A 26,203-nucleotide genomic window follows, 5' to 3' on the forward strand; every position below is an offset into this window, starting at 1 on the left:
TGGTTCTTCGTACGCCCACAGCAGAATGGCCCAATAAGTGACCGAGGTCACATTAGGCGGCGTCCCAGCGGAACAGGCGCACGGCGATCAAGGCGCCGACGACCGCGACCCCCAGCAGAACGGCGATCTGGGGCAGTGCGGAGGTCGGCCCGAGGCCCCGGCCCATCACATTGAGCATGCCCTCGTTGAGATAGCGCAGCGGGAAGATGTAGGACAGCGTCCGCATCCAGGCAGGCGAGGCGTCCAGCGGGAAGAACGAGCCGCCCAGGAACGCCATCGGCAGCACGATCAGCTGGGTCACCGCCTGGGCGGTCTCCTGCGTCTTGGCCCACGCTCCGATCAGCATGCCGATCGACAGGAAGGCCAGCACCCCCGCGACCACCATCGGGATCGCCATCCACCAGGCGCCGCTCAGCTTCAGGCCGAACATCGGGAGCTGCGCCACGATCACGAACAGCGCGAACTGGACGAGGGCCACGGCGAGGCTGACCGCCACGCGCGCGGCGAACACGGTGGGGATGGGCGCCGGGGAGAGCTGGAGTCGGCGCAGGATGCCCTTGGTCCGCCACGTGACGAGCGTCTGGGACGCCCCGAAGACGCCCGCCGACGCCAGCGCCCAGCCCAGCAGGCTCGGCGTGAAGAACTGGATGGCCTTCAGCGAGTCGTCCTCCACCTGCTGGTCGGTCAGCCGGTAGGCGGGCGGCTTGCCGGAGACGGAGAGGTTCGCCGACTGGACGAGCGAGTTCATCAGCCCCCGCACCGTCCCGGACTTGACCTGGTCGGCAGCCGAGTAGTGGACGACCAGCTCGCCCCCGCGCTGCTCCACGACGGCGTCCGCGTCGCCCTTCTCCACCGTGCGCAGGGCGGCGGCGCGGTCGGAGGCCTTCTCGACCTTCATGACCTTGGACAGTTCGCCCGCTCCCTGCGCCACCGCCTGGTCGAGGACCGGCGCCTTGCCCACCTCCAGGACCTTCACCTTGGACGTCGACTGGTGGCCGAAGATCCCGCCGAAGACGACCAGGAACATCAGGGGGAACAGCACCGTGAAGAACAGCGCGGTGCGGTCGCGCCGGAAGCCCAGGAACATCGCCCTGGACAGGCTCTTGAAACTCTCGAACGTGCTCACGCCCTGTACTCCCGTCCGGTGAGCTCCAGAAAGACGTCCTCAAGGGTGGCGCCGCGGATCTGGACGCCGTCCAGCGCGTCCTTGGCGGCCATGGCGGCGACCACCGCGGAGGGGTCGCGGGTGGAGATGGTGAGCGAGACGCCGTCGTCCTCGGCCTCGTCCGCGCCCGGGAGGAGCCGCGCGTCGGCGACGTCCAGGACGCCGCTGGCGATGCTGATCCTGGCGGGGGCGTCGAGCCCGCGCACCAGGACCGCCGGCGGGCCGAGGCGCAGGATCCTGCCCGCGTCCATGATGGCGACGCGGTCGCAGAGGCTCTCGGCCTCGTCCATGTAGTGCGTGGTCAGGACGATGGTGCGGCCCTCGGTGTTGATCGACCGGAGCACGTCCCACAGGTTGCGGCGCGCCTGCGGGTCCAGCGCGGCGGTGGGTTCGTCCAGGAAGACGAGCTCGGGGTCGTGCACGAGCGCGCACGCGATGGACAGGCGCTGCGCCTGGCCGCCCGAGAGCTTCTCGACACGGGTGTCGGCCTTGTCGTCCAGGCCGACCAGTTCGAGCATCGCGTCGGCCTTCTTCGCCGGGACGCCGTAGAGGGAGCCGAACGTCCGCAGTTGCTCGCGCGCGGTCAGCCGCTCGAAGAACGACGACGCCTGCAACTGGACGCCGATCCTGGGGAGCAGCTTGGAGTTGCGGGGCCAGGGGGACAGGCCGAGGACGGTGAGGTCCCCCTCGTCCGGCTCCCGCAGTCCCTCGATGATCTCCAGCGTGGTGGTCTTGCCCGCGCCGTTCGGCCCGAGGATGCCGAAGAACTCGCCCTCCTCGACGGCGAACGTCACCCCGTCCACGGCCCGGACGTCCCCGTATCGCTTGCGGAGGCCCGTGACCTCGATCGTTTGCGCCATGCGAGGACAGTAGGGAGAAAACAGGCTTTCGCACACCCATCCAAAGGTGGAGGTCCGGGTCTAGAAGTCGGAGTGCGGGTAGCCTGGCGAACCGTACGGGCCCTCCCGCGCCGGCGTGCGGAACGTCGGCGGCGGCGAGCCTTTCGGTGGATTGTCGGCGGCCGGGGGTACCCTGCTGCCGACCGTCCTACCCCCGAGGAGCACACGCACGTTGACCGCCGCGACCGCCGAAGCGACAACCGAAGACCCGCACGGCTACTCCGCCCGGCACCTCTCGGTGCTGGAGGGGCTGGAGGCCGTGCGCAAGCGACCCGGCATGTACGTCGGGTCGACCGACAGCCGTGGCCTCGCGCACTGCCTGTGGGAGATCGTCGACAACTGCGTCGACGAGGCCCTCGCCGGCTACTGCACCCACATCAGCGTGACGCTGCACGCCGACGGCTCCTTCGAGGTGGGCGACAACGGCCGCGGCATCCCCGTCGACCTGGAGCCGAAGACGGGCCTGCCCGGCGTCGAGCTCGTCATGACGCGGCTGCACGCCGGCGGCAAGTTCGGCGGCGTGTCCTACACGGCCTCCGGCGGCCTGCACGGCGTCGGCGCCTCCGTGGTCAACGCCCTGTCCGCGCGGGTGGACGTGGAGGTCGACCGCGACGGCCACACCCACGCGATCAGCTTCCGGCGCGGCCTGCCCGGCGAGTTCGCCGACGAGGGCCGCCCGAACGCCCGGTTCAAGAAGAAGTCGGGCCTGCGGCAGATCCGCAAGGTCGCCAAGAAGACCACCGGGACCCGCACCCGCTTCTGGCCCGATCTGCAGATCTTCCTGAAGGACGCCACGGTCGAGCAGTCCCTCGTCCTCGACCGGATGCGGCAGACCGCGTTCCTCATCCCGGGCCTGACCATCGACGTCCGCGACGAGCGCGGCGAGGAGGTCGTCGACGAGACGTTCCGGTTCGACGGCGGCATCAGCGAGTACTGCTCCTACCTCGCCAAGGACGCCCCGATCGTCGACGTGCTGCGGCTCCAGGGGCGCGGCCACTTCACCGAGACCGTCCCCGTCCTCGACGACCAGGGCCACCTGACGCCGACCGACGTCGAGCGCGACCTCGAGGTCGACGTCGCGCTGCGCTGGGGCAACGGCTACGACACCATCACCAGGTCGTTCGTCAACGTGATCGCCACCCCGAAGGGCGGCACGCACGTGCGCGGCTTCGACCGCGCCCTGCTCAAGGTGCTCAACGAGCAGCTCCGCGCCGTGAAGCTGCTGAAGAACGGCGACGAGGACGTCCTCAAGGAGGACATCCTGGAGGGCCTCACCGCCGTGGTGACGGTCCGGCTGCCCGAGCCGCAGTTCGAGGGGCAGACCAAGGAGGTCCTCGGCACGTCCGCGGCGACGCGCATCGTCTCCCAGGTCGTGCAGCGCGAGCTCCGCGCGATCTTCGAGAACCCCTCGCGCGGGCAGAAGCAGCCGCTGCGCGCCGTCCTGGAGAAGGTGGTCGGCGCGGCCAAGACCCGCATCGCCGCCCGCACCCAGCGCGACAACCAGCGCCGCAAGAACGCCCTGGAGAACTCCGCCCTCCCGGCCAAGCTCGTCGACTGCCGCTCCGCCGACGACCGCAGCGAGCTGTTCATCGTCGAGGGCGACTCGGCGCTCGGCACGGCCAAGCTGGCCCGCAACTCCGAGTTCCAGGCGCTCCTGCCGATCCGCGGCAAGATCCTGAACGTGCAGAAGGCGTCCGTCGCCGACATGCTGAAGAACGCCGAGTGCGCCGCGATCATCCAGGTGCTCGGCGCCGGCTCGGGGCGCACGTTCGACGTCGACGCCGCCCGCTACGGGCGCGTGGTGATTCTCGCCGACGCCGACGTCGACGGCGCGCACATCCGCACGCTGCTGCTCACCCTCTTCCACCGCTACATGCGGCCGATGCTGGAGGCCGGGCGCATCTACTCCGCCGTCCCGCCGCTGCACCGCATCGAGCTGGTCAAGCCGCGCAAGGGCCAGGAGAAGTACATCTACACCTACTCCGACGCCGAGCTGCGGCAGCGGCTCGTCGAGCTGGAGCGCAAGGGCCAGCGCTGGAAGGAGCCGATCCAGCGCTACAAGGGCCTCGGTGAGATGGACGCCGACCAGCTGGCGGAGACGACGCTCGACCCGCGGCACCGGGTGCTGCGCCGCGTCCGCATCGAGGACGCGGAGGAGGCGGGCAAGGTGTTCGACCTGCTGATGGGCAGCGAGGTCGCCCCGCGCCGCGCGTTCATCACCGCCGGAGCCACCGAGCTGGACGTGGAGCGCATCGACACCTGAGCGAGGGCCTCCACCCTGGGGTGGAGGCCGGGAAGTCCAGCCGGGCGCCGATTCTCGCAGGGGCCGTCCCTGCCTACCCTCAGGGTATGACCACGCTGGACGACACACTCGCCGCTGCCATCACCGCTCCGGTCCGGCACCGGCGGACGCGAGCGCGCCCCGCCGAGGCGCACCTGGCGCACGGCGTCCCGCCCGTACTCGCGGCGGCGCTCGCCCAGGACCCGGCCGGCGAGCGGGGGGCGACGAGCCCGCAGGCGACCGTGCCTGACGGTGCGGTGCCGGGCGGTGTCGTGCCGTGAGGAATCCCGGGGAGCGGACCATCCGTCTCGTGCTCTTGGGCGTCCTGCTGACCTGGGCTCTCATCGCTTACCTTCGCGGGCTCCTCAGGGCCGATCCCGCTCCCGCGCTGCACGGTGCCGGCCTGGCCCTCGTGGTGCTCAACGCGGTCATGCTCGCCCTGCTGGGGAGCGGCATCTGGTTCGGAAGGGAGAGCGGGGCGCCGCACCGGCGCCTGGGCGTCGTCCTCCTGCTGGGGGCCCTCGGTACGGCGATGGCGCTGTACGCGCTCGCCCCTGACGTCGGCAGCGGGTTCTTCATCTCCATGGCCGGGCTCTGGATGCTGCTGATGTGGCTGCCGGTGCCGGGGGGCATCACGGTGAGCGCGCTGACGATCGCCGTGATCGGCGGGCTGGGGGAGGTGTTCGCCTCAGGCGGCGCCGACCTCGGCCAGATGGCGGCGGTCGCGGGCATCACCCTGGGCGCGCTCGCGAGCCGCCGGGGCAAGGCCGCGCAGGAGGCGACCCGGCGCGCGGAGGCGGCCAACGCGGTCCTGGCGGAGCGGTCGCACATCGCGCGGGAGATCCACGACATCCTGGCCCACTCGCTGTCGGCGCAGATCGTCCACCTCGAGGGGGCGCGGCTGCTGCTGGCGCGGGACGGCGACCGCGTCCAGGCCCTGGACCGGGTCGAGCGCGCACGGAACCTCGCCCGCTCCGGCCTGGAGGAGACCAGGCGGGCCCTGGCCACGCTCCGCGGGGAGATACCGCAGCCCAAAGAGGTCATCCAGGAGCTCGCCGAGGAGTTCTACGCCAGTACCGGGCGGCCCTGCGACGTGCGCGTGACCGGCGCACCGCGCGAGCTGCCCCCGCAGGCCGGGCTCGCGGTCGTCCGGACGGCGCAGGAGGCGCTCACCAATGTCCGCAAGCACGCCCCCGGCGCGCGCGCCCAGGTCGCTCTGCGCTACCTCACCGGCAAGGTGGAGCTCGAAGTGACCGACACGGGCGGCACGGAGCCCGTCGAGGAGCTGGGCGGCGGCGGTTACGGCCTCGTGGGGATGCGGGAGCGTGCGGAGTTGATCGATGGCACGCTGGTCACCGGACCGGACGGCAAGGGATTCCGCGTGTCCCTCAGCGTGCCGGCCTGACGGGAGGGGCGAGCGGTGAGCGACTCGGCGAGGATCCTGGTCGTCGACGACCAGACCGTGGTGCGGGAGGGGCTGGTCCTCCTGCTGGAACTGCTGCCCGGCATCGAGGTCGCGGGCGCGTGCGGCGACGGCGAGCGGGCCGTGGCGATGGTCGGTGAGCTGCGTCCCGACGTCGTCCTGATGGACCTGCGCATGCCGCGGATGGACGGCGTGGAGGCGACCCGCCGCATCAGGGAGGCGTACCCGGACGTCGGGATCGTCGTCCTCACCACCTACGCCGACGATGAGTCGATCTTCGCCGCGCTGCGTGCCGGAGCCCGCGGCTACCTCACCAAGGACGCCGACGCCGACGAGATCGCCCGCGCCGTCGCCGCCGTCCGCGGGGGCGCCTCGCAGCTCGACCCGGCCGTCCAGCGCCGCCTGGTCGAGGCCGTGGCCGCCGGCGACGCCCCTCGCCGGGCCGCGGGCGGCGGGCTGCCGGACGGCCTGACCCGGCGCGAGGCGGAGGTGCTTGCCCTCATCGCCCAGGGGCGCTCCAACGCCGAGATCGCGGGCGACCTGTTCATCTCCGAGGCGACCGTCAAGACGCACATCAACAACCTGTTCGCGAAGGCGAACCTCCGCGACCGGGCCCAGGCCGTCACCTACGCCTTCAGGCACGGCCTCGGCGGATGATCTTCGGTCAGCGTCCGGCAAGGCGCTGGTCAAAGCCCCCTCCCGGGCGTCCGCGCCGCCCCAGCATGGGACCGTGCTCAGAACCTGCATGATCGCGGACTACCTGCGCCCCTACGCGCAATGGCGGATCAACCGCCCCGACCCGTGCGACGACGGCCGCAACGCCCGCGCCGCGATCGGCCTCATCGACGCGGCCGCCTACGTGACCGGGCTGGACGACAGCGAGCGCGTCATCGTGCGCATGGCCATCGCCGGCTGCTTCACCCTGGGCCGCTTCAACCCGGGGGCGGAGGGGGAGAAGGTCATCCGGTTCTGGCACTACGACGACGCCTCCGGCGGCCCGGCCGACCTCCTGCGGACCCTGGCGGACTGCGCCGAACGCGGCCTGCGGACCCCGGTGCCGCGTCCGCGCGAAGCCCAGAGCACCCTGGCGCGACCCTCCGCCTCAGGGTAACCAAGCGATCGCTTGCTAGGCTTCGGACATGCCCTCCCAGGACCACATGAAGCAGGCGCTCCAGGCCTACGTCGACACCTTCAACGCCGGCGACGCGACCGCCGTCTGCGGCCTCTACGCCGACGACGCCGTCATCGAGGACCCGGTCGGCCACCCCCCGATCAGCGGCCGCGCCGCCATCGAGGAGTTCTACTCCAACGCCATCGCCGGCGGCGCCAAGCTCACGCTCGACGCGCCCATCCGCGGCTCCCACGGCGACCGCGCCGCGATGGCCTTCACCGTCGACGTCCCCGGCCCTGCGCGTCCACGCCATCGACGTCATGACCTTCGACGAGGAAGGCAAGATCGTCCGCATGGAGGCCCACTGGGGCCCCGACGACATCGAGACCTGACCTCCGGGGCCCCTCGCCGCGCCGCCACGGGAGGCGGTCTCAAGGTGTGGCCGGATCTGGACGGCGACTTTCTGTGGTCGAGCGGCTATCACAGGTGAGAGCTTCGCGACGCGAACAGGCCCTCGCTCTAATGCCGGTATGTGCACACTCCGTAATCAAGTGAGCCATCGAGACCTCTGGCGCCCGAGTGTGACGGGGTGAACACTCCTTGTGTTCGGTCCCTGGCTCACCTGCCGTCGCTCACGCCTCAGACTCGCCCCGCGCCTGCGGGGTGCGTGGACTCCGGCGGCGGGGAGCCACCGTCGAAGGAGAACACATGCCGTCGATCAAGACCACCGCTCTGGCCCTGGCCGCGACCGCCGCGGTGACCGGCCTGGCCACCGCCGGAGTCGCCAGCGCCCAGACCCCCACCGAGCCCGCCGCGGCTCGGGCCGCCGCCGTTCCGCCGGGCTATCAGATCGTCACCCTGCCGAACGCCAACGTCCCCAACTTCCAGCGCCGGACCGTCTACTGCCCCGGCAGCAAGCACGTCCTCGGAGGCGGCGGGGAGGCGCAGGGCAACGGCGCCATCCTCGTCGGCTCGTTCCCCACCCCCGACGGGCGCGGCTGGATCGCGCTCGGCCGCCAGATCGGCTACAACGACGTCGGCATCAGCGTCTACGCGATCTGCGCCGACTGACGTAACCCCTTCCGCCGCCCGGCAGGCCTCTCCCGCGCCGGGCGACGAAGGGCAGAGGCCCCGGGCGGGTTCCGCCCGGGGCCTCGCGCGTCATTCCTCTTCGGACGGGCCGTCGTCTTCGGGAACGGGGCCGATGGGGCCGCTGACGGCGGTCAGGGGCTTGTCCAGCGGCTCACCGGAGCCGTCCCGGCGGCCCATCGTGACGTTGAGCGTCGCCGGCCTGCCGCTCGGGCCCGCGGCCCGCAGGGGCGTCAGGGCCGCCCACGCCTGGACCAGGACGTCCTCGCCCTTGAGGAAGCGGTGGGCGCGGACGCCGCCGGTGGCGCGGCCCTTCGGCGGGAAGTCGGCGAAGTCGGCGAGTTTGATCGCGCCGGCCTGGGTGCCGGGCAGCGCCGAGGACGAGCCGGAGACCGTGATGACGCGCGCCTCGCGGGACGGGTCGAGGGCGCCGAACCACAGCACGCTCGCGCCGGAGCCGAGCTTGATGCCCGCCATGCCTCCGGCGGCCCGGCCCTGGGGACGGACGAGGGAGGCGGCGAAGTGCAGGAGCTGGGCGTCGGTGCTGATGAAGACGAGGTGCTGCTCTTCGGACATCAGCTGGACCGCGCCGATCACGCGGTCGCCGTCCTTGAGGCCGATGACCTCGAACTCGTCGCGGTTGGCGGGGAAGTCGGGGACGACCCGTTTCACCACGCCCTGGGCGGTGCCCAGCGCGAGGCCGCCGCCTTCCTCGCCGACGGAGGCGATGCCCACGACCGTCTCGTCCGGCTCCAGGTCGACGTACTCGGTGACCGGTGCCCCGCCCGCCAGGGACGGGGGCGTCGCGGACGGCGGCAGCGTCGGCAGGTCGAGGACGTCGATGCGGATCATCCGGCCCAGCGAGGTCACCGCGCCGACCTGGCCGCGGGCCGTGGCGGGCACGACCGAGGTCAGCACGTCGTGCGCGGCGCGGGGGCCGCTGTCGGGCAGCGGCGAGGCGTCGTGCGTGCGGGCCATGAGGCCGGTGGCGGACAGCAGCACCGTGCACGGGTCGTCGGCCACCTCCAGCGGAACGGCCTCCGCGGCGGTGTGGCCCGAGGACTCCAGCAGGATGGTGCGGCGCGGGGTCGCGAACTCCTTGACGACCTCGCCCATCTCCCGGGAGACGACGCCGCGCAGCTTGCGCTCCGAGTCGAGGATCGCGGTCAGCTTGGCGATCTCCTTGGCGAGCTGCTCCTTCTCCTTCTCCAGCTCCAGGCGGTCGAAGCGGGTGAGGCGGCGCAGCGGGGTGTCGAGGATGTACTGCGCCTGGATCTCCGACAGCTCGAAGATCTGCATGAGGCGCTGCTTGGCCTGGGCGGCGTCGTCGCTCTGCCGGATGACCTGGATGACCTCGTCGATGTTCAGCAGGGCGACGAGCAGGCCCTCCACCAGGTGGAGGCGGTCCTCGCGCTTGCGGCGCCGGAAGAGGGAGCGCCGGCGGACGACGTCGATGCGGTGGTCGATGTAGACCTGGAGCAGGTCGCGCAGGCCGAGGGTGCGGGGCTGGCCGTCGACCAGGGCGACGTTGTTGATGCCGAACGTCTCCTCCATCGGCGTGAGCCGGTAGAGGTCGGCGAGGACGGCCTCGGGGTTGAAGCCGTTCTTGATCTCGATGACCAGGCGGAGGCCGACCGTGCGGTCGGTGAGGTCCTTCAGGTCGGCGATGCCCTGGATCTTCTTGGCGTTGACCAGTTCCTTGATCTTGGCCTTCACCCGCTCGGGGCCGACGGCGTAGGGCAGCTCGCTCACGATGATGCCCTTGCGGCGGGGCGTGACGCTCTCGATGGAGACCGTGGCGCGGGTGCGGAACGTCCCCCGGCCGCGCTCGTAGGCGTCGCGGATGCCGTCCAGCCCGACGATCTTCCCGCCGGTGGGCAGGTCGGGGCCGGGCACGAAGCGCATCAGCTCCTCGAGCGTGGCGTCCGGGTGGTCGATCAGGTGCCGGGCCGCGGCGACGACCTCGCCGAGGTTGTGCGGCGCCATGTTCGTGGCCATCCCGACCGCGATACCGGACGCGCCGTTGACCAGCAGGTTCGGGAACGCGGCGGGCAGCACCTCCGGCTCCTGCTCCTGCCCGTCGTAGTTGGGCCGGAAGTCGACGGTGTCCTCGTCGATGGAGGTGACCATCAGCATCGCCTCGCGGGACAGCCGCGCCTCGGTGTACCGCATGGCGGCGGGCATGTCGTCGCCGCCGAGCGACCCGAAGTTGCCGTGCCCGTCCACGAGCGGCATCCGCATCGCCCAGGGCTGCGCCATCCGCACCATCGCGTCGTAGATGGCGCTGTCGCCGTGCGGGTGCAGCTTGCCCATGACCTCGCCGACGACGCGGGCGCACTTGACGTGCCCGCGGTCGGGGCGCAGCCCCATCTCGTTCATCGAGTAGAGGATCCGGCGCTGGACGGGCTTCATGCCGTCGCGCGCGTCGGGAAGCGCCCGCTGGTAGATGACCGAGTAGGCGTATTCGAGGAAGCTGCCGCGCATCTCGTCGGAGACGTCGACGTCGACGATGTTCTCCTCGAAGTCCGGCGGAGGTGGAGGGGCTTGGGATCCGCGTCGTGCCATGCCCCACATTGTGGCCGGTCCCGGGGACATCTTTGGCCCGCCTCACCGGGTGATCCGGCCAAGTCGGCGGATCGATCCCGTTTCGTCACCTCCGCGGACCTGGCAGATTGAGCGGGAACCGTTTCGGTTTTCCCAGGTGGGAGTTCGTCGAGCAGGTGGAGGTTTCGTTGAGCGGGCTGGCCGACTTCCAGAACTCGATCTATCTGCAGGGGCTCGGGGACGTCCTGCCGGCGCTGCCGACGGACCTGACGAGGCTGGAGGGCCTCGCGGAGCGGGCGCTGTCGGCGCGGGCGTTCGGATACGTGGCGGGGTCGGCGGGCAGCGAGGCGACCGCGCGGGCCAACCGCGCCGCGTTCGACCGGTGGCGGATCGTCCCGCGGATGCTGCGGGACGTCGCCGAGCGCGACCTGTCGGTGACGGTCCTCGGCACTCCGATGCCGTCGCCGGTCCTGCTCGGCCCCATCGGCGTGCAGTCGATCTTCCATCCGGACGGCGAGCTGGCCGTCGCGCGGGCGGCCGCTGCCGAGGGGCTGACGATGGTGCTGAGCACCGCGTCCTCGTTCGGCATCGAGGAGGTCGCGGAGGCGAACGGGGACGGGCCGCGCTGGTACCAGCTGTACTGGCCCAAGGACAGGGAGCTCGCCGTCAGCTTCCTGGAGCGGGCGAAGGCGGCCGGGTACACCGCCCTCGTCGTCACGCTCGACACGTTCACGCTGGCGTGGCGTCCGCGCGACCTGGACCAGGCCTACCTGCCGTTCCTGCGCGGCATCGGGGTGGCGAACTACTTCAGCGACCCGGTGTTCCAGAAGGCGGTCGGCGGGCCCGTGACGGAGGCCAACCGCGACATGGCGCTGCTGCACTGGGTCGCCAACTTCGGCAATCCCAGCCTGACCTGGGACGACCTGCTCTTTCTGCGCGAGCACTGGGACGGGCCGATCGCGCTCAAGGGCATCCAGCATCCCGACGACGCCCGGCAGGCGGTGGACGCCGGGATGGACGCCGTCATCGTCTCCAACCACGGCGGGCGGCAGGTGGACGGCGCGGTCGCCTCGCTGGACGCGCTGCCCGGCGTGGTCGACGCCGTCCGCGACCAGGCGACGGTCCTCTTCGACAGCGGTATCCGGACCGGGGCGGACATCGTCAAGGCGCTCGCCCTCGGCGCCAGGGCGGTCCTGGTCGCGCGCCCGTACGCGTACGGGCTGGCACTGGGCGGCCAGACGGGTGTCCAGCACGTCCTGCGCTGCCTCCAGGCCGAACTGGAGCTGACCATGGCGCTATCCGGCGTCAAGCGTCCGGACGAGCTGAAGCCGGAAATCCTCGTCCGCGCCTAGACGGCGCGTACGAGCACGGTGGGTAGGAGCAGGGCCCGCCCGGACTTTCGCGGGCGAATGCGGGTAGGGAGACGCGCATGCGCTGGCCCGATCACGCCATCTGGTGGCACGCCTATCCCCTCGGTTTCGTCGGCGCCGAACGCGAGGCCGCCGTCGCGCCGGAGCCGCGGCTCGGACGGATCGGCGGCTGGCTCGACCATCTCGTCGGCCTCGGCTGCAACGGCCTCGCGCTCGGCCCGGTGTTCGCGTCCGAGACGCACGGCTACGACACCGTCGACCACTACCGGGTCGATCCCCGGCTCGGCGGCGAGGACGACCTGCGGCGACTGATCGACGAGGCGTCGGACAAGGGCGTCCGCGTGCTGCTCGACGGCGTCTTCAACCACGTCGGACGCGGGTTCGCCCCGTTCGCCGATGTCGCCTCCAAGGGCGACGCCTCCGCCTACCGGAAGTGGTTCCATGCCGACCTGCGCACGTTCGAGGGCCACGACCGGCTCGTCACCCTGAACCACGCCGAACCCGAGGTCGCCGACTACGTCACCGACGTCATGACCCACTGGCTGGCGCGCGGCGTGGACGGATGGCGCCTCGACGCCGCCTACGCCGTCCCGCCGGACTTCTGGCGGACGGTCACAGACCGCGTCCGCGCGCGTTTTCCCGATGCCTGGCTCGTCGGCGAGGTCATCCACGGCGACTACGCGGGCCTTGTGAAACAGACCGGTTTCGACTCCGTCACCCAGTACGAGCTGTGGAAGGCCATCTGGAGCTCGCTGAACGACCGGAACTTCTTCGAACTCGCCCACGCGCTCGACCGCCACAACGGGATGCTGGCCACGTTCGCCCCGCAGACCTTCCTCGGCAATCACGACGTGACCCGCATCGCCACCCGGCTGACCGAACGGCGCGCTCTGGCCCACGCGCTCGTGGTCCTGATGACCGTCGGCGGCGTCCCGACCATCTACGCCGGTGACGAGTTCGCTTTCGAAGGCGTCAAGGAGGAGCGCGAAGGCGGGGACGACGCCATACGGCCGCCGTTCCCCGACCGTCCCGGCGACGTTGCCGGGCACGGCGGCGCACACCACCGCCTTCACCAGGACCTGATCGGCGTGAGGCGGCGCCACCCCTGGCTCGTCCGGGCGCGGACCACGGCGGCCACCTTGACCAATACGGCCTTCTCCTACACCGTGGAGGACGGCCCGGAGCGGCTGGCGGTCGTCCTGAACACGGGCGATGAGCCCGCCCGGGTGAGTCTGCCCGCCGCCGGCTGGACACGCGTGGCCGGTGAGGCGGCCTTCACTGGGGACGGCGCGGAAGTCCCGCCCTCCGGATGGGCGATCGCCGAACCATGACATCCGTCATGGGTCACCCCTGAGAACTTCATGATCGTTTCCTGACGTCCGTGACTGCGCGCCCGCGCGGTCGCCGGACACCATGGAAGCCATGAAGGCACCTGTGATCGAGGTACGCGACCTGGACCTGAACGAGGCCGTGCGCAACGTCTCGTTCACCGTGGCGCGGGGCGAGGTCTACGCGCTGCTGGGCCGCTACGGGTCCGGCAAGACGGCCCTCCTGGAGATCCTCGCGGGGCTGCGGCGCCCCACCGGCGGAACCGTCCGGCTTCGCGGCGCCGACCCCTACACCGACCGCGACGCCGCGCGCGCCGGCGCCGTGTGGCGCGACGGCGGCCTCTTCCCGGGGCTGACCGTCGCCGAGGTCGTCGACACCTGGCGGCGCTGGACCCTCGACCCGATCACCCGCGACCAGGCGCTGCGCATGACCGGCCTCGCCCGCCACGCCGGCGTGCCGTTCGAGCGGCTGACGGCCGGGCGGCGGCGCCTGCTCGACCTGGCCCTGGCCCTGGTCGGACGGTCGGACGTGCTCGTCCTCGACGAGCCCACCGCCGGGCTCGACGGCGCCGCCGCGCGCGAGGTGTGGTCGGTGCTGGCGAGGCTGGCCGCGGACGGCGTCGCCGTGGTCGTCACCACCCGCGACCCGGCCGAGGCGTGCCGCGCCGACCGGGTCGGGATCCTGGACGAGGGCCGCCTGGTCACCGGCCGGGACGCCGCCCGGCTCCGCGCCGCCTGAGCCCCCCGCGCCCCCCCCTGACGGCCGCATACGCTGGGCGCGTGCAGCCCAGGATCCCCCGTCCCACCGTCATCGCCGCGATCATCGTGGGGATGACGATGCTGACGCTGGCCGGATCCCTGCTGCAGGCACTCTGGTACGAGATCGTCGACAGGAGGGACGCCGGACGCCTGCTCCTGGCCCTCGCCGGGACCGGTGCGGCCTTCGGCCTCTACGCCCGCCTCCTGTGGCAGAACCTGATGCGCCGCACCGCCCCCGCGCACCGGCTCGGGCTCGCCGCGATCGCGGTGATCTGCTGGGCGCTGCCCCCGCTGCTCGGCACCGGTCAGGGCTGGGGCAACGCGCTCCTGGTCCCCGCCGGGCTGATCGCCGTCGTGCTCCCGGTGCGCGAGGCGATCGTCACGGCCGCCGCGGCGACCGTCCTGACCCCGGTCTACGGCCAGCTTCTCGGGCTCCCCGCGCTCACGGTCCTGTACGAGGTGGCGGGCGTGCCGCTCGGCGCCTTCTCCGGATACGTCACGGTCTGGCTGTTCCACGTCGTCCAGGAGCTCCGGGAGGCGCGCGCGGAGCTGGCCCGGTCCGCGGTGGGGGAGGAGCGCCTCCGGTTCGCCCGCGACCTGCACGACGTCCTCGGCCACAGCCTCCAGGCCGTCGCGCTGCGCGCCGAGGTGGCCGAACGGTACCTCGAACGCGACGACGGCCGCGTCCGCAAGGAGCTGACCGAGATCCAGACGATGTCGCGGGACGCGGTGCGGGACGTGCGCGAGGTCGTCCGCGGCTACCGCGCCACGTCCCTGCGCACCGAGCTGGACGGCATGTCCGCCGTCCTGCGCGCCGCCGGGATCCGCTGCGAGCGCCCCGAGGTCTCGCCGGAGCTGCCCGCCCACGTCCACGAACCGCTCGGCTGGGTCGCCCGCGAGGCCGCCACCAACGTCCTGCGGCACTCCAGCGCCACCTGGTGCGAGATCACCGTCCGGGCCGGCCGCGACCGCGTCCAGCTGGAGATCGTCAACGACGGCGCCGCGCGCCGCGCCGCCGGGGACGCCGGCAGCGGCCTGGCAGGCCTCGCCGAACGGATCACGGCCGCCGGCGGCCGCTTCCGGGCGGGCCCCGGGGGCGACGGGACGTTCCGGGTGACGGCCGCCGTCCCCGCGAAGGGAGACGCATGATCCGCGTGCTGCTCGCCGACGACCACCTCCTGATCAGGGAGGCGCTCGTCCTGCTGCTGGAGACCGAGGACGGCATCGAGGTCGCCGCCGACGTCGGGCGCGGCGACGAGGCGGTGGAGCGCGCCCTCGCCCTCAGGCCCGACGTCGCCGTCCTCGACATCGACATGCCCGGCCTGGACGGCCTCGCCGCGGCCGAGCGGCTGTCCCGCGAGCTGCCCGCCTGCCGCCTGGTGATCGTCACCGCGCACGGCCGCCCCGGCAACCTGCGCCGCGCCATGGCCGCCGGAGTCCGCGGCTTCCTCGGCAAGGACGCGCCCGGCCGCCGCCTCGCCCAGGTCATCCGGCAGGTCGCCGGCGGCGCCCGCTACATCGACCCCCAGCTCGCCGCCGACGCCCTCGCCGCCGAGGAGTGCCCCCTCACCCCACGCGAACTCGACACCCTCCGCGCCGCCGCCGACGGCGCCCCCGTCTCCCGCATCGCGCGCACCCTGGGCCTCTCCGAGGGCACCGTCCGCAACTACCTCTCGGCCGCCGTCACCAAACTGGGCACCGACAACCGCCACACCGCCGCCCGCACAGCAAGAGACCTGGGCTGGTTGTAGCGCTCCCGACAGCGAACACAACGCCTGCACCGACCTCGATGGCCGCGATCGCGTCCGAAGGCAGATTCGAGCGAAGCAAGAATCTGATCGCGAAGCGAGCCTTTGGGCGAGTCGGAGCGATGCCAGCGATCGCCGCAGTTCCCGACGATGGAGGGCCGCCAAGGCCCGAAGGAGGAGGGCACTGCAATAGGCACAGCAATGAATCAGCGTCTGGCTAGGACCAGGGAGCCTCGTTTGGTTATGGGAAGGGGGGTGCGTAGGCGGGTGGCGGCCTCGGTGGCCTGGGGGCGGGGGACCGCGCGGGCGATCAGGTAGTCGCGGACGGCGGCCTGGTCGGGGAGGGTGATCAGCGGGGCGTCCCAGCGCTCCACCTCGACCTCGCCGAAGAGTTCGCCGACGCGGGCCGGGGCCTCCTCGGCGTCGAACGTGGTCGGCTCGGGGCGCCACACCGGCGACAGCTCGGGGCTGTCGGTCCGGCAGATCGCGGTGACCAGCAGGAGGCCGCCAGGGGCGAGGACGCGGCGGGCCTCGCGCAGCGCCCGCTCGGGGTCGTCCAGTTGGGGGAGCAGGTTCACGGCCACGGCGGCGTCGAACGTCCCGTCCCGGAAGGGCAGGCGCAGCGCGTCGGCCCGCAGGCGCGGCGCCGGGTGGGCGGACACGAGGTCGGCGGAGACGTCCAGCCCGACGAGCCGGAACGGCGGCGGGTGGGGGAGGGCGTCGCTGAGGGCGCCCTCCCCGCAGCCGATGTCCAGGACGCGGGACGCGCCCGAGCCCAGCAGCTTGGAGGCGATGTGGTCGTGCAGGCTCCGCGCCCCGATCAGGTACTTCCTGACGACTCTGGCGGCGAGGCGGAAGCGTTCGGAGCCGGAGTCGTGGTCGGGTGTGAGGGCCATGCGGACAGTCTTCCCGGTGTACCGTCCGGAAAGCGTCGTCAGGCGGTGACGCCTCCGTCGACGACCAGGTCGTGTCCGACGACGTGGGACGAGGCGCCGGAGGCCAGCCACAGGATGGTCTCGGCCACTTCTCCGGTTTCGGACACCCGGCCGGACGGCGCGGAGGTGCGCATCCGCTCGGCGCGCTCGGCGTGCGACTCGCCCGGGAGCAGCGACATCGGCGTGTCGGTGGCGCCCGGGCTGACCGCGTTGACGCGGACGCCGTCGGCGACGTGGTCGAGGGCGGCGGTGCGGGTGAGGACGCTGACCGCCGCCTTGGAGGCCGCGTAGGCCGCGAGGCCGGGCCGGCGCCCGTGCGCGCCGATGTTGGACGAGACGTTGACGATCGCCCCGCCGCCGTGGGCGCGCATGTGGGCGATCTCGTGCTTCATCGACAGGAACACGCCGGTCAGGTTCACCGCCAGGACGGCGTTCCAGGCGGCGGGGTCGATGTCGGCGACGGGTCCGGCGGCGCTGAAGATCCCGGCGTTGTTGACGGCGACGTGGAGGCCGCCGTGGCGGCCCGCGACCGCCTCGACCATTCCGGCGGCCGACGCGGGGTCGGCCACGTCCGCGACGACGTGGTCGGCCCGGTCCGAGCCGATCTCCTTCACGGCCGCGGCCAGCGCGGCCTCGTCGCGTCCGGCCAGGACGACCAGCGCGCCCTCGCGGGCGAAGGCGTGCGCGGTGGCGCGGCCGATGCCGCCCGCGCCGCCGGTGATGAGGACGATCTTGCTGTCGAATCGCATACCGGGCTCCAAATAATAGATCGATCGGTCTTGAATAAGGGGCGAAAGAAGCCCCGCCGGGCGGCGGGGCGGGTCCGGTCAGGTGAGCAGGGCGGCGGCCTGGCGGGCCGCGTCGCGGAGGCGGTGGTCGTCGGCGGGGGCGCGGCCGAGGACGCGCATGCCCTGGAACAGGACGAGCAGGAGGCGGGCGAGCGCCCGGGGGGCCTTGTCCGCGGGCAGCTCGCCCTGGGCTCTCGCGCGGGTCAGCGCGGTGGTGAGGGAGGCCTCCAGGAAGTTCCAGCTCGACTCGACCAGGCGCGCGGCCTCGGTGTCGCGCGCGCCCAGTTCGACCGCGGTGTTCACCACGAGGCAGCCGAGCCGGGGCCGGTCGCGTGCCGACTCCTCGGCGTAACGCTCGATCAGTGCGCGGACCGCGGGCAGCACGGGCCCGGGCTGCGACAGCGCCTCGGCGATCTTCGGGTCGGTGTCGTGGAGGTAGCGTTCCAGGGCCTTCAGGTACAGCTCGCGCTTGCCGCCGAACGTGGCGTAGACGCTGGCCCGGGCGATGCCGAGGTGCGCCACGAGGTCGGCCATGGAGGTCGCCTCGTAGCCGCGCTCCCAGAACAGCTCCAGCGCCCGCCGCAGCGCGGCGTCCGGATCGAACTCCTTCGTCCGTGCCATGCCGACGACGATAGGCCGTTCAAGAACGAACGGTCAAATATCAGGCCCGTGCCGCCGCCGGAACGGACGGGTGGTCCAGGTCCATGACGTCCAGCACCGCGCCGTCGGCGGCGAGCGCCTCCACGACCGGTCCCCGGCGGGCGCCCCAGACCACGACGACGTGCCCGTGCTCGGGGACGTCCAGGATCCGCTTGCCGACCCGCACCCGCGCGACCTCGGCCGATGCCCGCAGCCGCGCCTCGTTCACCCACTTGGCGCCCCACGGCAGCAGCCGGTTGGCGTTGCGCACGGTCCGGCCCGACCCGTACTTGAGCAGGTGGCGCCCCATCTCGCCGGACGAGCGGCGCGCCAGCGGCTCCTCGGGGGCCGACCCGCCCGCGCCGCCGAGCTCCATCCACTCGCCGTCGCGGCGGTGGAACGTCCAGCCCTCGATGAACGAGGGCGCGGAGTCCCCCCACTGGTAAAGGAACGTGACAACGGCGATGTCGCCGTCCTTGTCGAGCCCGAGCGGAAGGTAGTCCCGGCCTTCGGCGAAGGCGGCGGGAGCGGGGACGGGAAGGCCGTCCCGGAGGAGCCGCAGGCACTCCTCGTGCACCTCGTGGTCGTTCATGATGGGGGACCTCTGATCGTGCAGGCAGGGCAAAGGGCCCTCCCGCGAGAGGGCCCCACGTGGAAACTCACTCTAGAGGTCCGGCTCGTCTGGTTTCACCCGTCTGGCGTACTCCCGACAAGCCTTTGCCATCTGTCCTTCATCTCATGGTCGATCACTGGCCCGCGTGGCCGGAACGCCCGCGCGGCGAGGACGGCGCACAGGGCGGCCACCGGCAGTTCCACCCCCGCCGCGAGGGCGATCGCCATCGCCCGCTCGGCGCCGGGCGCGGCGGTCGTCACGTCGAACCACGCGTCGACGGCCAGCAGCGTCGCGGCCGCGGCGGCGCCCAGGCCGTGGCGCGGATCGCGGCGGACGAGCAGCACCCCGGTGCCGAGCAGCGCGGCGGCCTCCATCGCGTCCAGTCCCAGCCAGGCGGCGGACCAGTTCGACACCGTGGTGGTGGACGGCATCGTGGAGGCGAGCATCCACATCCAGGGCACCAGCGCCGCGGCGCCTCCGATGAGCGCCCATCCGAGGCGGCGGCCCCCCACCGCCCGCCGTGCAAGGGGGGCGGGCGCCCCGTGCGGTCCCGGGCGTGGGCGGCGCCGGACGGTGGTTCCGGAAAGGCGCGAGGGATGACCGGGGCGGGCGACGACGGCGACCATGGGGACTCCTGCGGACGGTGATCGGTGCGCACCCGCTGCCGGATGCCTGATCAAAGCCTCGCCGGAATCCGGCGCGCGATCAGTAGCGCACCCTTCCGGCCCGGGGTGGCACTGGGTTCACCCCCGGGCCTGCACCCTGCTTCATGGCGGCGCCCGAAGTGGGGCAATACGGTTTCTCCCATGGCATCCCTCTCCGCGGCCCTGCGCGTCCGCGTGCACGCTCCGTGGTCGGCCACGGCGTGGCGCGACACGGTGTTCGTCGCCTCCGGGGTGCCGCTGCAACTCGCCGGGTGGCTGATCCTCGGCTCCCTCTGGTCGTTCTGGACGCCGGTGCGCGTGACCCCGATCGTCCTGCTCACCTTCGCGTCGGTGCTCCTGCTGCTGCTCGCGCTGCGCCCGCTGACGTCCTGGCAGCGGGAGCGGTGCTGGGCGATGCTCGGCTTCGACATCCCGCGGATGCCCGGCTTCGACGGCGGGCGCGCCTGGGACGTCCTGCGCGACCTGCGCTCGCCCGAGCTGTGGCGGGTGCTCCAGTACCACCTGCTGGTCGCGCCGTTCCTCGCCCTCGGCGGGCTGGCGGTGATCGGGGCGTGGACGGCCGGGCTCGCCCTCGCCACGTCCGCGACCTACGCGTGGGCGGTGCACCCCGGCGACCCGCTGGCCGGCCATCCGCAGCGCGTCGCCGTGCTCACCGCGGCCGGGGTGCTGCTCCTGGTCGCGGCGCCGTGGGCGGCCGCGGGCGTCCGGCGCCTGGACGCCCGCGCCGCCTCCGCGCTGCTCGGCCCCGACCGCGCGAAGGAACTCCAGCGGCGCGTCGAGGACCTGGCGGAGAAGCGCGCCAGCGTGGTGGACGCCGCCGACATCGAGCGCCGCCGCATCGAGCGGGACCTGCACGACGGCGCCCAGCAGCGGCTCGTCTCCCTCGCGCTCAACCTCGGGCTGGCGCGCGAGACGCTCACCGGCGTCCCGGACGAGGCCATGCGGGTGATCGTGGAGGCGCACGAGGAGGCCAAGGCGGCGCTGACCGAGCTGCGCGACCTGATCCGCGGCCTGCACCCGGCCGTGCTGGAGGACCGCGGCCTGGACGCCGCCCTGTCCGGCGTCGCCGCGCGGGTGCCGCTGCCCGTCCGGCTCCGCGTCGACATCGAGCCGCGCGCCTCCTCCACCGTCGAGGCCGTCGCCTACTTCGTGGTCTCCGAGGCCCTCACCAACGTGGTCAAGCACGCGCGGGCGAACGAGGTGGACGTCAGCGTGGCGCGCGGCGGCGACGTGCTGCGGGTGATGGTCCGCGACGACGGCGCGGGCGGCGCCGACCCGTCCGCCGGGACCGGCCTGACGGGGCTCGCGCGCCGCGTCCGGTCCGTGGACGGTACCTTCCGGATCACCAGCCCCGCGGGGGGCCCGACGACCGTCACCGTGGAGTTGCCGTGCGCATTGTGATCGCCGAGGACTCGGTCCTGCTGCGAGCCGGGCTGATCAAGCTCCTGGAGACCTCGGGGTTCGAGGTCGCCGCGGCCGTCGGCGAGGCCGAGGGGCTCCTCGCCGCCGTCCGCGAGCACCGGCCCGACGCGGCGATCGTGGACGTCCGGATGCCGCCCGGCTTCACCGACGAGGGGGTCCGCGCGGCGCTGGTGATGCGGCGCGAGACGCCCGGGACCGCGGTGCTGCTGCTGTCGCAGTACGTCGAGGAGCGGTACGCGGCGGACCTGCTGTCGACCAGCACCAGCGGGATCGGCTACCTGCTCAAGGACCGCGTCGCGGACGTGTCGGTGTTCCTGGACGCGCTGCGCCGGGTCGCCTCCGGCGGCACCGCCCTGGACCCCGAGGTCGTCTCGCAGCTGCTGCTGCGCCGGCACCGCGACCCGCTCGACCGGCTCACCCCGCGCGAGAAGGAGGTGCTCGGCCTCATGGCCGAGGGCCGTTCCAACGCGGGCATCGCCGCTGCGCTGGTGGTGAGCGAGAGCGCGGTCGCCAAGCACATCAACGGCATCTTCGCCAAGCTCGACCTCCCGCACGCCGAGGGCGACCACCGCCGCGTCCTCGCGGTGCTGCGCTTCCTGGGCGGCGACGGGTGACGGCGACGGACGCCCCGGACCGGCCGCGGCGCCGCGCCGTCTGGATCGCGCTGGCGGTCGTGACGGCGCTGGCCGTGGTCGCGCCGGTCGGGCTCACGGCGTTCGGCCGGGCCGTCCAGCGGACCTCGACGTCCATGACCCCCTACCGGCACGCGATCCGGGAGGTGCGGCTCGACGTGGGCAGCGCCGAGGTCTCGGTCGGGCCGGGCACGGACGGCGAGGCGCGCGTCTACAAGGACCTCCGGTGGGGGCCGCGGAAACCCGAGCTCACCGAGTCGCTGGTGGACGACGTCCTGTTCGTGACCTTCCGCTGCCCGGGCCCCGGCTGGCCGGGCGCGGGCTGCGGCGCGGAGATCGACATCCAGGTCCCGGCCGCGGCGCGCGTGTCGGCGGTCGCCGGCTCCGGGCGGATCGACGTGCGCGGGGTGACCGGCGACCTCGACCTGCGGACCGGGTCCGGGGAGATCGACGTCGCCGGCGCGCGGGGGCGGCTGCGGCTGCTGGCGCGATCCGGAACGATCAACGGCCGCGGCCTCGCCTCGCCGAAGACGCGGGCCGACGTGTCGTCGGGCACGCTCGACCTCCGCTACGCCGAGCCCCCGGACGCCGTGGACGCCTCCGCGGGCTCGGGCACCGTGAAGATCATCGTTCCGGCGGGCTCGCGCTACCGGGTCGCCGGATGGACGGGCGCGGGCAACGCCCACCTCAACCCGGCCGTCTACGACGACCGCTCGTCCCGCCTGCTCTCCGTCCGCAGCGGATCGGGCGAGACCTACGTCGACTACCGCGATGACTAGGGCGAACGCCGCGATCCGGAGCGATGAGCATCACACCGGTTGGAGTTGCGTCATAGGTGTGCGGCCGGTTAACTGCTGACATGCCTTCCGTACGCCCGTGCCACGAGCACCGCCCGCAGATGCCGCGGGCCATGCGGCGTACGTGTTGCAGGCGAATGTGTGACCGCTGAGGGCCCCCGCCTGAGACTCGCGCCCCGAAGCGAGCGAACTCCGAACCCCTGAGTCGCGCATGTTCTTCGAACGCCATCTGCTGAGCCACGCGCCGTACCCGCCCGGCCTTTCCTGACCGCGCGGCGCCGCCCTGGCGCGATGCACTGACGCAATGCCCTGACGCGGCACATCGTGACCGCCGACCCGTCCTGAACGCCGCCGCCCGTCCGGCGGCCCCCGTCCGCATGGGTGATTCCCTGTGATTCAGATCGAAAAACTTCGAAAGGTCTACCGCGGCCGCGGCCGCGAGGTGACCGCCGTCGACGGCGTCGACCTGACCGTCGCCGAGGGCGAGGTCTTCGGCGTGCTCGGCCGCAGCGGCGCCGGAAAGAGCACCCTGCTGCGCTGCGTCAACCTCCTGGAGCGCCCGGACGAGGGCCGCGTCGTGGTCGGCGGCCGGGACCTGCTCGCGCTGCGCGGCGGGGAGCTGCGCCGGGCGCGCCAGGGCATCGGCATGATCCACCAGCACTTCGGGCTGCTCGGCAGCCGGACCGTCGCCGGGAACGTCGCGTTCCCGCTGGAGGTCATGGGCGTCCCGCGCGCCGAGCGGGCCGGGCGCGTCGCCGAACTGCTTGACCTCGTCGGGCTCACCGAGCACGCGAAGGCCCGCCCGGCGCAGATCTCCGGCGGGCAGAAGCAGCGCGTCGGCATCGCCCGGGCGCTCGCGGGACGGCCGAAGGTGCTGCTGTCGGACGAGGCGACGTCGGCGCTCGACCCGGAGACGACCGCCTCGATCCTGGAGCTGCTGCGCGACCTCAACCGCCGGCTCGGCCTCACGATCCTGCTCATCACCCACGAGATGGAGGTGGTGAAGCGCATCTGCGACTCGGCCGCGGTCATGCGGGAGGGCCGGTTCACCGAGTCGGGGCCGGTGCCCGAGCTGCTCGCCCGCCCGGGTTCGGAGCTGGCGCGCGGCCTGTTCCCGCTGCCGCCCGCCGAGCCCCGCGACGGCACGACGCTGGTCGAGGTCACCTTCACCGGCGGCGCGACCGACGAGCCGTTCGTGTCGGCGCTGGCCCGCAGGTACGCGCTGGACGTCAACATCCTCGGCGGCGCCGTGGAGACGGTCGGCGGCGAGCGCGTCGGCCGGCTCCAGCTCGAACTGCCGGGCGACCCGGCGGACAACGCCGCGCAGCTGGCGTTCCTGCGCGAGTCCGGCCTGGCCGTGCAGGTCCGGAACGCCGGGCAGGTCGCGAACCCCCTGGAGGTGGACCCCCGATGAGCTGGGACGAGGTCATGCCGCTGCTGTGGCCCGCCACCCGCGAGACCCTCTACATGACCGGTGTCGCGACGCTGTTCACCGCCGTCCTCGGGCTGCTGCTCGGGGTGCTGCTGGTGATCACCGAGCGGGGCGGGCTGCTGCCCGCGCCGCCGGTCAACGGCGTGCTGGGGATCGTGGTCAACATCGGCCGGTCGCTGCCGTTCCTGATCCTGATGGTGGCGATCATCCCGTTCACCCGGGCGGTCGTCGGCACCAGCATCGGCAACGCCGCCGCGATCGTCCCGCTGACCGTCGGCGCCATCCCGTTCTACGCGCGGCTCGTCGAGATCGCGCTGCGCGAGGTCGACCCGGGCGTCCTCGCCGCGGCGGACGCGATGGGCGCCACCCGCCGCGAGATCGTCGGCAAGGTCCTGCTGCGCGAGGCGCGGCCGGGCCTGGTGTCCGGGCTGACCGTCACCGTCATCGCGCTCATCGGCTACACGGCCATGGCCGGGACGGTCGGCGGCGGCGGGCTCGGCAACCTCGCCGTCGTCTACGGCTACGAGCGCTTCGAGACCAAGGTCATGGTCTCCACCGTGGCCCTGCTGGTCGTCATCGTCCTGATCATCCAGGCCGCGGGGGACCTCGTCTCCCGCCGGCTGACCCACAAGTAGCACCCGTCCCCTGGACCGCAGAGAAAGGCACTCCCCGTGCTCCGCAAAATCACCGCCGCGCTGGCCTCCGCCGCCCTCCTCGCGGGCCTCACCGCCTGCGGCTCCTCCTCGGCGTCCGACGACCCGGACGCCCCGCTGAAGGTCGCGGTCAACCCCGTCCCGCACGGCGACATCCTCAAGTACGTCAAGGACGACCTGGCGGGCAAGGCCGGGCTCAAGCTGGAGATCGTCACCTTCAGCGACTACCAGCAGCCGAACACCGCGCTGAAGGAGAAGCAGGTCACCGCCAACTACTTCCAGCACGTGCCGTTCATGGAGGAGTTCGAGAAGAAGTCCGGGACGAAGCTGGCGTTCGTCGCGCCCGTGCACCTGGAGCCCCTCGGCGTGTACTCGAAGAAGGTGAAGAGCCTGCTGGCCGTCCCGCAGGGCGCGACCGTCGCGGTGCCGAACGACCCGGCCAACGAGGGGCGCTCGCTGAAGCTGCTCGCCGACAACGGCCTGATCACCCTCAAGCCGGGCGCGCCGGCGAGCGCGACCGAGCGGGACGTCGCGAGCAACCCCAAGGGCCTGAAGTTCAAGCCGCTCAAGGCCGCCCAGCTGCCCCGCTCGCTGGAGGACGTCGACCTGTCGGTGATCAACGGCAACTACGCCATCGAGGCCGGGCTCGCCCCGAACAGGGACGCGCTCGCCGCCGAGAAGGCCGAGGGCAACCCCTACGCCAACGGCGTCGTCACGCTGCCGGAGGACAAGGACGACCCTCGCGTGAAGAAGCTCGTCCAGCTGCTGCAGGGCCCCGAGGTGAAGAAGTTCGTCGAGGACAAGTACAAGGGGTCGGTGCTGATCGCCTCCTGACCCCCCGGCCCGGTCCTCGAACCGCGGAAAGCGGCGCGGTTTGTCCGTCGGTCCTGATAGGAAATGTGCCGACGATCAGGCGAAGGGGACCCATGGCCATATATGAGCACCTTGAGGAATATGTCGGCCTTCCGGTGGCCACGTTCAACGAGGACACCGGCACCGAGGAGGAGGACGACGGCCGCGGCTCGGGCGTCGATCCCGTCAGCGGGGAGGACTTCCCGCCCGCGGGCGAGGCCGCCTGGTTCGTCGGGACCTCCTTCGACGAGGAGCCGTTCGGCGACGTCTGGGCGCGGTTCCGGGAGACGGTCGACACCACCGAGGTGACGGCGCTCATCATCGGCTACTGGGGCGCGTCCTACGAGCTGGAGAACGTCCCCGACCCGGTGCAGCTTCTGATCGGGGCGGCCGCGTCGTTCCCGAAGCTGCGGTCGCTGTTCCTCGGCGACATCACCGGCGAGGAGGCGGAGATCTCCTGGATCGAGCACGGTGACATCACGCCCCTGTTCGCCGCGTTCCCCGACCTGGAGCGGGTGGAGGTGCGCGGAGCGCAGGGGCTCGTCCTCGACCCGATCAAGAGCGGGAAGCTGAAGGTGCTGCGGTTCGAGTCGGGCGGGCTGCCGGCGCGGATCGTCCGTGCCGTCGGCGCGAGCGACCTGCCCAACCTGGAGCACCTCGACCTCTGGCTCGGCGAGGCGAACTACGGCGGCGACGCCACCGTCGCCGACCTCGCGCCGTTCCTGTCCGGCGAGCGGCTGCCGGCGCTGCGCCACCTCGGCCTGGAGGACAGCGAGATCCAGGACGAGGTCGCGGCGGCGGTCGCCGGCGCGCCGGTCGTCGCCCGGCTGGAGTCGCTGAGCCTGGCGATGGGCATCCTGACCGACCAGGGCGCCGAGGCGCTGCTGGCCGGCCAGCCGCTCACCCACCTGCGCAAGCTGGACCTGCACCACCACTTCCTGTCGGACGCGATGGTCGAGCGGGTGCGGGCGGCGCTGCCCGGCGTCACGGTCGACCTGGACGAGCAGGAGAAGCCGGACGGCGACTGGCACTTCATCGCGGTGTCCGAGTGACGGCGG

General features: G+C 72.6%; 27 protein-coding genes. 19 read left to right on the forward strand and 8 right to left on the reverse strand.

The annotated features are described in order from the left end of the window. Positions 1 to 52 precede the first annotated feature (52 nt). Entirely contained in the window at positions 53 to 1,126 is a 1,074-nt protein-coding gene (locus tag BJY14_RS32870) for an ABC transporter permease (RefSeq protein WP_312879505.1), read from the reverse strand. Next, positions 1,123 to 2,025: an ABC transporter ATP-binding protein gene (locus tag BJY14_RS32875; RefSeq protein WP_179847160.1), complete on the reverse strand. Its 903-nt coding sequence runs from the start codon at positions 2,023 to 2,025 to the stop codon at positions 1,123 to 1,125. The genes BJY14_RS32870 and BJY14_RS32875 overlap by 4 nt, the downstream gene beginning before the upstream one ends. Before the next feature lie 211 nt (positions 2,026 to 2,236). Between BJY14_RS32875 and BJY14_RS32880 the strand changes: the two genes are divergently transcribed. The 7 genes from BJY14_RS32880 (at position 2,237) to BJY14_RS32910 (ending at position 7,950) form a co-directional block, all read left to right on the forward strand. Continuing rightward, positions 2,237 to 4,327 (forward strand): DNA gyrase/topoisomerase IV subunit B, encoded by a 2,091-nt coding sequence (locus BJY14_RS32880; protein WP_179847161.1) that lies wholly within the window; start codon positions 2,237 to 2,239, stop codon positions 4,325 to 4,327. Between the two features lie 86 nt (positions 4,328 to 4,413). Beyond that, positions 4,414 to 4,626 carry a hypothetical protein gene (locus BJY14_RS32885; RefSeq protein WP_179847162.1) on the forward strand — a complete coding sequence of 71 codons (213 nt, stop codon included), beginning with the start codon at positions 4,414 to 4,416 and terminating at the stop codon, positions 4,624 to 4,626. Positions 4,627 to 4,655: 29 nt separating this feature from the next. Beyond that, positions 4,656 to 5,750: a sensor histidine kinase gene (locus BJY14_RS32890; RefSeq protein WP_179847163.1), complete on the forward strand. Its 1,095-nt coding sequence runs from the start codon at positions 4,656 to 4,658 to the stop codon at positions 5,748 to 5,750. Between the two features lie 15 nt (positions 5,751 to 5,765). Beyond that, positions 5,766 to 6,425 carry a response regulator gene (locus BJY14_RS32895; protein ID WP_179847164.1) on the forward strand — a complete coding sequence of 220 codons (660 nt, stop codon included), beginning with the start codon at positions 5,766 to 5,768 and terminating at the stop codon, positions 6,423 to 6,425. A 73-nt stretch (positions 6,426 to 6,498) separates the two neighbouring features. Then, entirely contained in the window at positions 6,499 to 6,879 is a 381-nt protein-coding gene (locus tag BJY14_RS32900; protein ID WP_179847165.1) for a hypothetical protein, read from the forward strand. A 28-nt stretch (positions 6,880 to 6,907) separates the two neighbouring features. Further along, positions 6,908 to 7,369 carry a nuclear transport factor 2 family protein gene (locus BJY14_RS32905; RefSeq protein ID WP_218905693.1) on the forward strand — a complete coding sequence of 154 codons (462 nt, stop codon included), beginning with the start codon at positions 6,908 to 6,910 and terminating at the stop codon, positions 7,367 to 7,369. A gap of 218 nt (positions 7,370 to 7,587) precedes the next feature. After that, complete coding sequence (locus BJY14_RS32910) at positions 7,588 to 7,950, forward strand: hypothetical protein (RefSeq protein WP_179847166.1); 363 nt, start codon at positions 7,588 to 7,590, stop codon at positions 7,948 to 7,950. Between the two features lie 90 nt (positions 7,951 to 8,040). Here BJY14_RS32910 and BJY14_RS32915 read toward each other — a convergent pair whose 3' ends face one another. Further along, the gene (locus BJY14_RS32915; protein ID WP_179847167.1) at positions 8,041 to 10,533 is read right to left on the reverse strand and encodes a DNA gyrase/topoisomerase IV subunit A; all 2,493 of its coding nucleotides are present in this window, start codon (positions 10,531 to 10,533) and stop codon (positions 8,041 to 8,043) included. A gap of 167 nt (positions 10,534 to 10,700) precedes the next feature. Here BJY14_RS32915 and BJY14_RS32920 point away from each other — a divergent pair, with 167 nt between their 5' ends. The 5 genes from BJY14_RS32920 to BJY14_RS32940 all read left to right on the forward strand — a co-directional run bounded on the left by BJY14_RS32920 (position 10,701) and on the right by BJY14_RS32940 (position 15,720). Next, entirely contained in the window at positions 10,701 to 11,864 is a 1,164-nt protein-coding gene (locus BJY14_RS32920) for a lactate 2-monooxygenase (RefSeq protein ID WP_179847168.1), read from the forward strand. A gap of 77 nt (positions 11,865 to 11,941) precedes the next feature. Next, positions 11,942 to 13,213 (forward strand): alpha-amylase family protein, encoded by a 1,272-nt coding sequence (locus tag BJY14_RS32925; RefSeq protein WP_179847169.1) that lies wholly within the window; start codon positions 11,942 to 11,944, stop codon positions 13,211 to 13,213. Positions 13,214 to 13,304: 91 nt separating this feature from the next. Next, positions 13,305 to 13,949: an ATP-binding cassette domain-containing protein gene (locus BJY14_RS32930; protein WP_179847170.1), complete on the forward strand. Its 645-nt coding sequence runs from the start codon at positions 13,305 to 13,307 to the stop codon at positions 13,947 to 13,949. Positions 13,950 to 13,990: 41 nt separating this feature from the next. Beyond that, positions 13,991 to 15,118 (forward strand): sensor histidine kinase, encoded by a 1,128-nt coding sequence (locus BJY14_RS32935; RefSeq protein ID WP_179847171.1) that lies wholly within the window; start codon positions 13,991 to 13,993, stop codon positions 15,116 to 15,118. After that, a complete protein-coding gene (locus BJY14_RS32940) occupies positions 15,115 to 15,720 on the forward strand; it encodes a response regulator transcription factor (protein WP_179847172.1) in 606 nt (201 codons plus the stop codon). The genes BJY14_RS32935 and BJY14_RS32940 overlap by 4 nt, the downstream gene beginning before the upstream one ends. A 203-nt stretch (positions 15,721 to 15,923) precedes the next feature. On the opposite strand, the gene BJY14_RS32945 is transcribed toward BJY14_RS32940, so the two are convergent. The 5 genes from BJY14_RS32945 to BJY14_RS32965 form a co-directional block, all read right to left on the reverse strand. Beyond that, entirely contained in the window at positions 15,924 to 16,613 is a 690-nt protein-coding gene (locus BJY14_RS32945) for a class I SAM-dependent methyltransferase (protein WP_179847173.1), read from the reverse strand. 38 nt (positions 16,614 to 16,651) lie between these two features. After that, entirely contained in the window at positions 16,652 to 17,401 is a 750-nt protein-coding gene (locus BJY14_RS32950) for an SDR family NAD(P)-dependent oxidoreductase (protein WP_179847174.1), read from the reverse strand. 78 nt (positions 17,402 to 17,479) lie between these two features. Next, positions 17,480 to 18,061, reverse strand: coding sequence for a TetR/AcrR family transcriptional regulator (locus tag BJY14_RS32955; protein WP_179847175.1), 582 nt, complete (start codon positions 18,059 to 18,061; stop codon positions 17,480 to 17,482). A 40-nt stretch (positions 18,062 to 18,101) separates the two neighbouring features. Next, positions 18,102 to 18,671, reverse strand: a complete 570-nt coding sequence (locus tag BJY14_RS32960) for a hypothetical protein (protein WP_179847176.1) — start codon at positions 18,669 to 18,671, stop codon at positions 18,102 to 18,104. A 95-nt stretch (positions 18,672 to 18,766) separates the two neighbouring features. Beyond that, positions 18,767 to 19,204, reverse strand: coding sequence for a hypothetical protein (locus BJY14_RS32965; protein ID WP_179847177.1), 438 nt, complete (start codon positions 19,202 to 19,204; stop codon positions 18,767 to 18,769). Positions 19,205 to 19,498: 294 nt separating this feature from the next. Between BJY14_RS32965 and BJY14_RS32970 the strand changes: the two genes are divergently transcribed. From BJY14_RS32970 to BJY14_RS33000, 7 genes are all read left to right on the forward strand, one after another. Continuing rightward, entirely contained in the window at positions 19,499 to 20,758 is a 1,260-nt protein-coding gene (locus BJY14_RS32970) for a sensor histidine kinase (protein ID WP_218905694.1), read from the forward strand. Next, the gene (locus BJY14_RS32975) at positions 20,746 to 21,393 is read left to right on the forward strand and encodes a response regulator transcription factor (RefSeq protein WP_179847179.1); all 648 of its coding nucleotides are present in this window, start codon (positions 20,746 to 20,748) and stop codon (positions 21,391 to 21,393) included. Before BJY14_RS32970 ends, BJY14_RS32975 begins: the two co-directional genes overlap by 13 nt. Then, on the forward strand, positions 21,390 to 22,190 hold the full coding sequence (locus BJY14_RS32980) for a DUF4097 family beta strand repeat-containing protein (RefSeq protein WP_179847180.1): 801 nt from the start codon (positions 21,390 to 21,392) through the stop codon (positions 22,188 to 22,190). Before BJY14_RS32975 ends, BJY14_RS32980 begins: the two co-directional genes overlap by 4 nt. A 409-nt stretch (positions 22,191 to 22,599) precedes the next feature. Further along, a complete protein-coding gene (locus tag BJY14_RS32985; RefSeq protein WP_179847181.1) occupies positions 22,600 to 23,622 on the forward strand; it encodes a methionine ABC transporter ATP-binding protein in 1,023 nt (340 codons plus the stop codon). After that, positions 23,619 to 24,275 carry a methionine ABC transporter permease gene (locus BJY14_RS32990; RefSeq protein WP_179847182.1) on the forward strand — a complete coding sequence of 219 codons (657 nt, stop codon included), beginning with the start codon at positions 23,619 to 23,621 and terminating at the stop codon, positions 24,273 to 24,275. Before BJY14_RS32985 ends, BJY14_RS32990 begins: the two co-directional genes overlap by 4 nt. Positions 24,276 to 24,311: 36 nt before the next feature. Further along, positions 24,312 to 25,127, forward strand: a complete 816-nt coding sequence (locus BJY14_RS32995; protein ID WP_179847183.1) for a MetQ/NlpA family ABC transporter substrate-binding protein — start codon at positions 24,312 to 24,314, stop codon at positions 25,125 to 25,127. Positions 25,128 to 25,219: 92 nt separating this feature from the next. Further along, positions 25,220 to 26,197, forward strand: a complete 978-nt coding sequence (locus BJY14_RS33000; protein ID WP_179847184.1) for an STM4015 family protein — start codon at positions 25,220 to 25,222, stop codon at positions 26,195 to 26,197. Positions 26,198 to 26,203: the final 6 nt, after the last annotated feature.

It is taken from the genome of Actinomadura luteofluorescens, assembly GCF_013409365.1.
GTDB classification, from domain to species: Bacteria; Actinomycetota; Actinomycetes; order Streptosporangiales; family Streptosporangiaceae; genus Spirillospora; species Spirillospora luteofluorescens.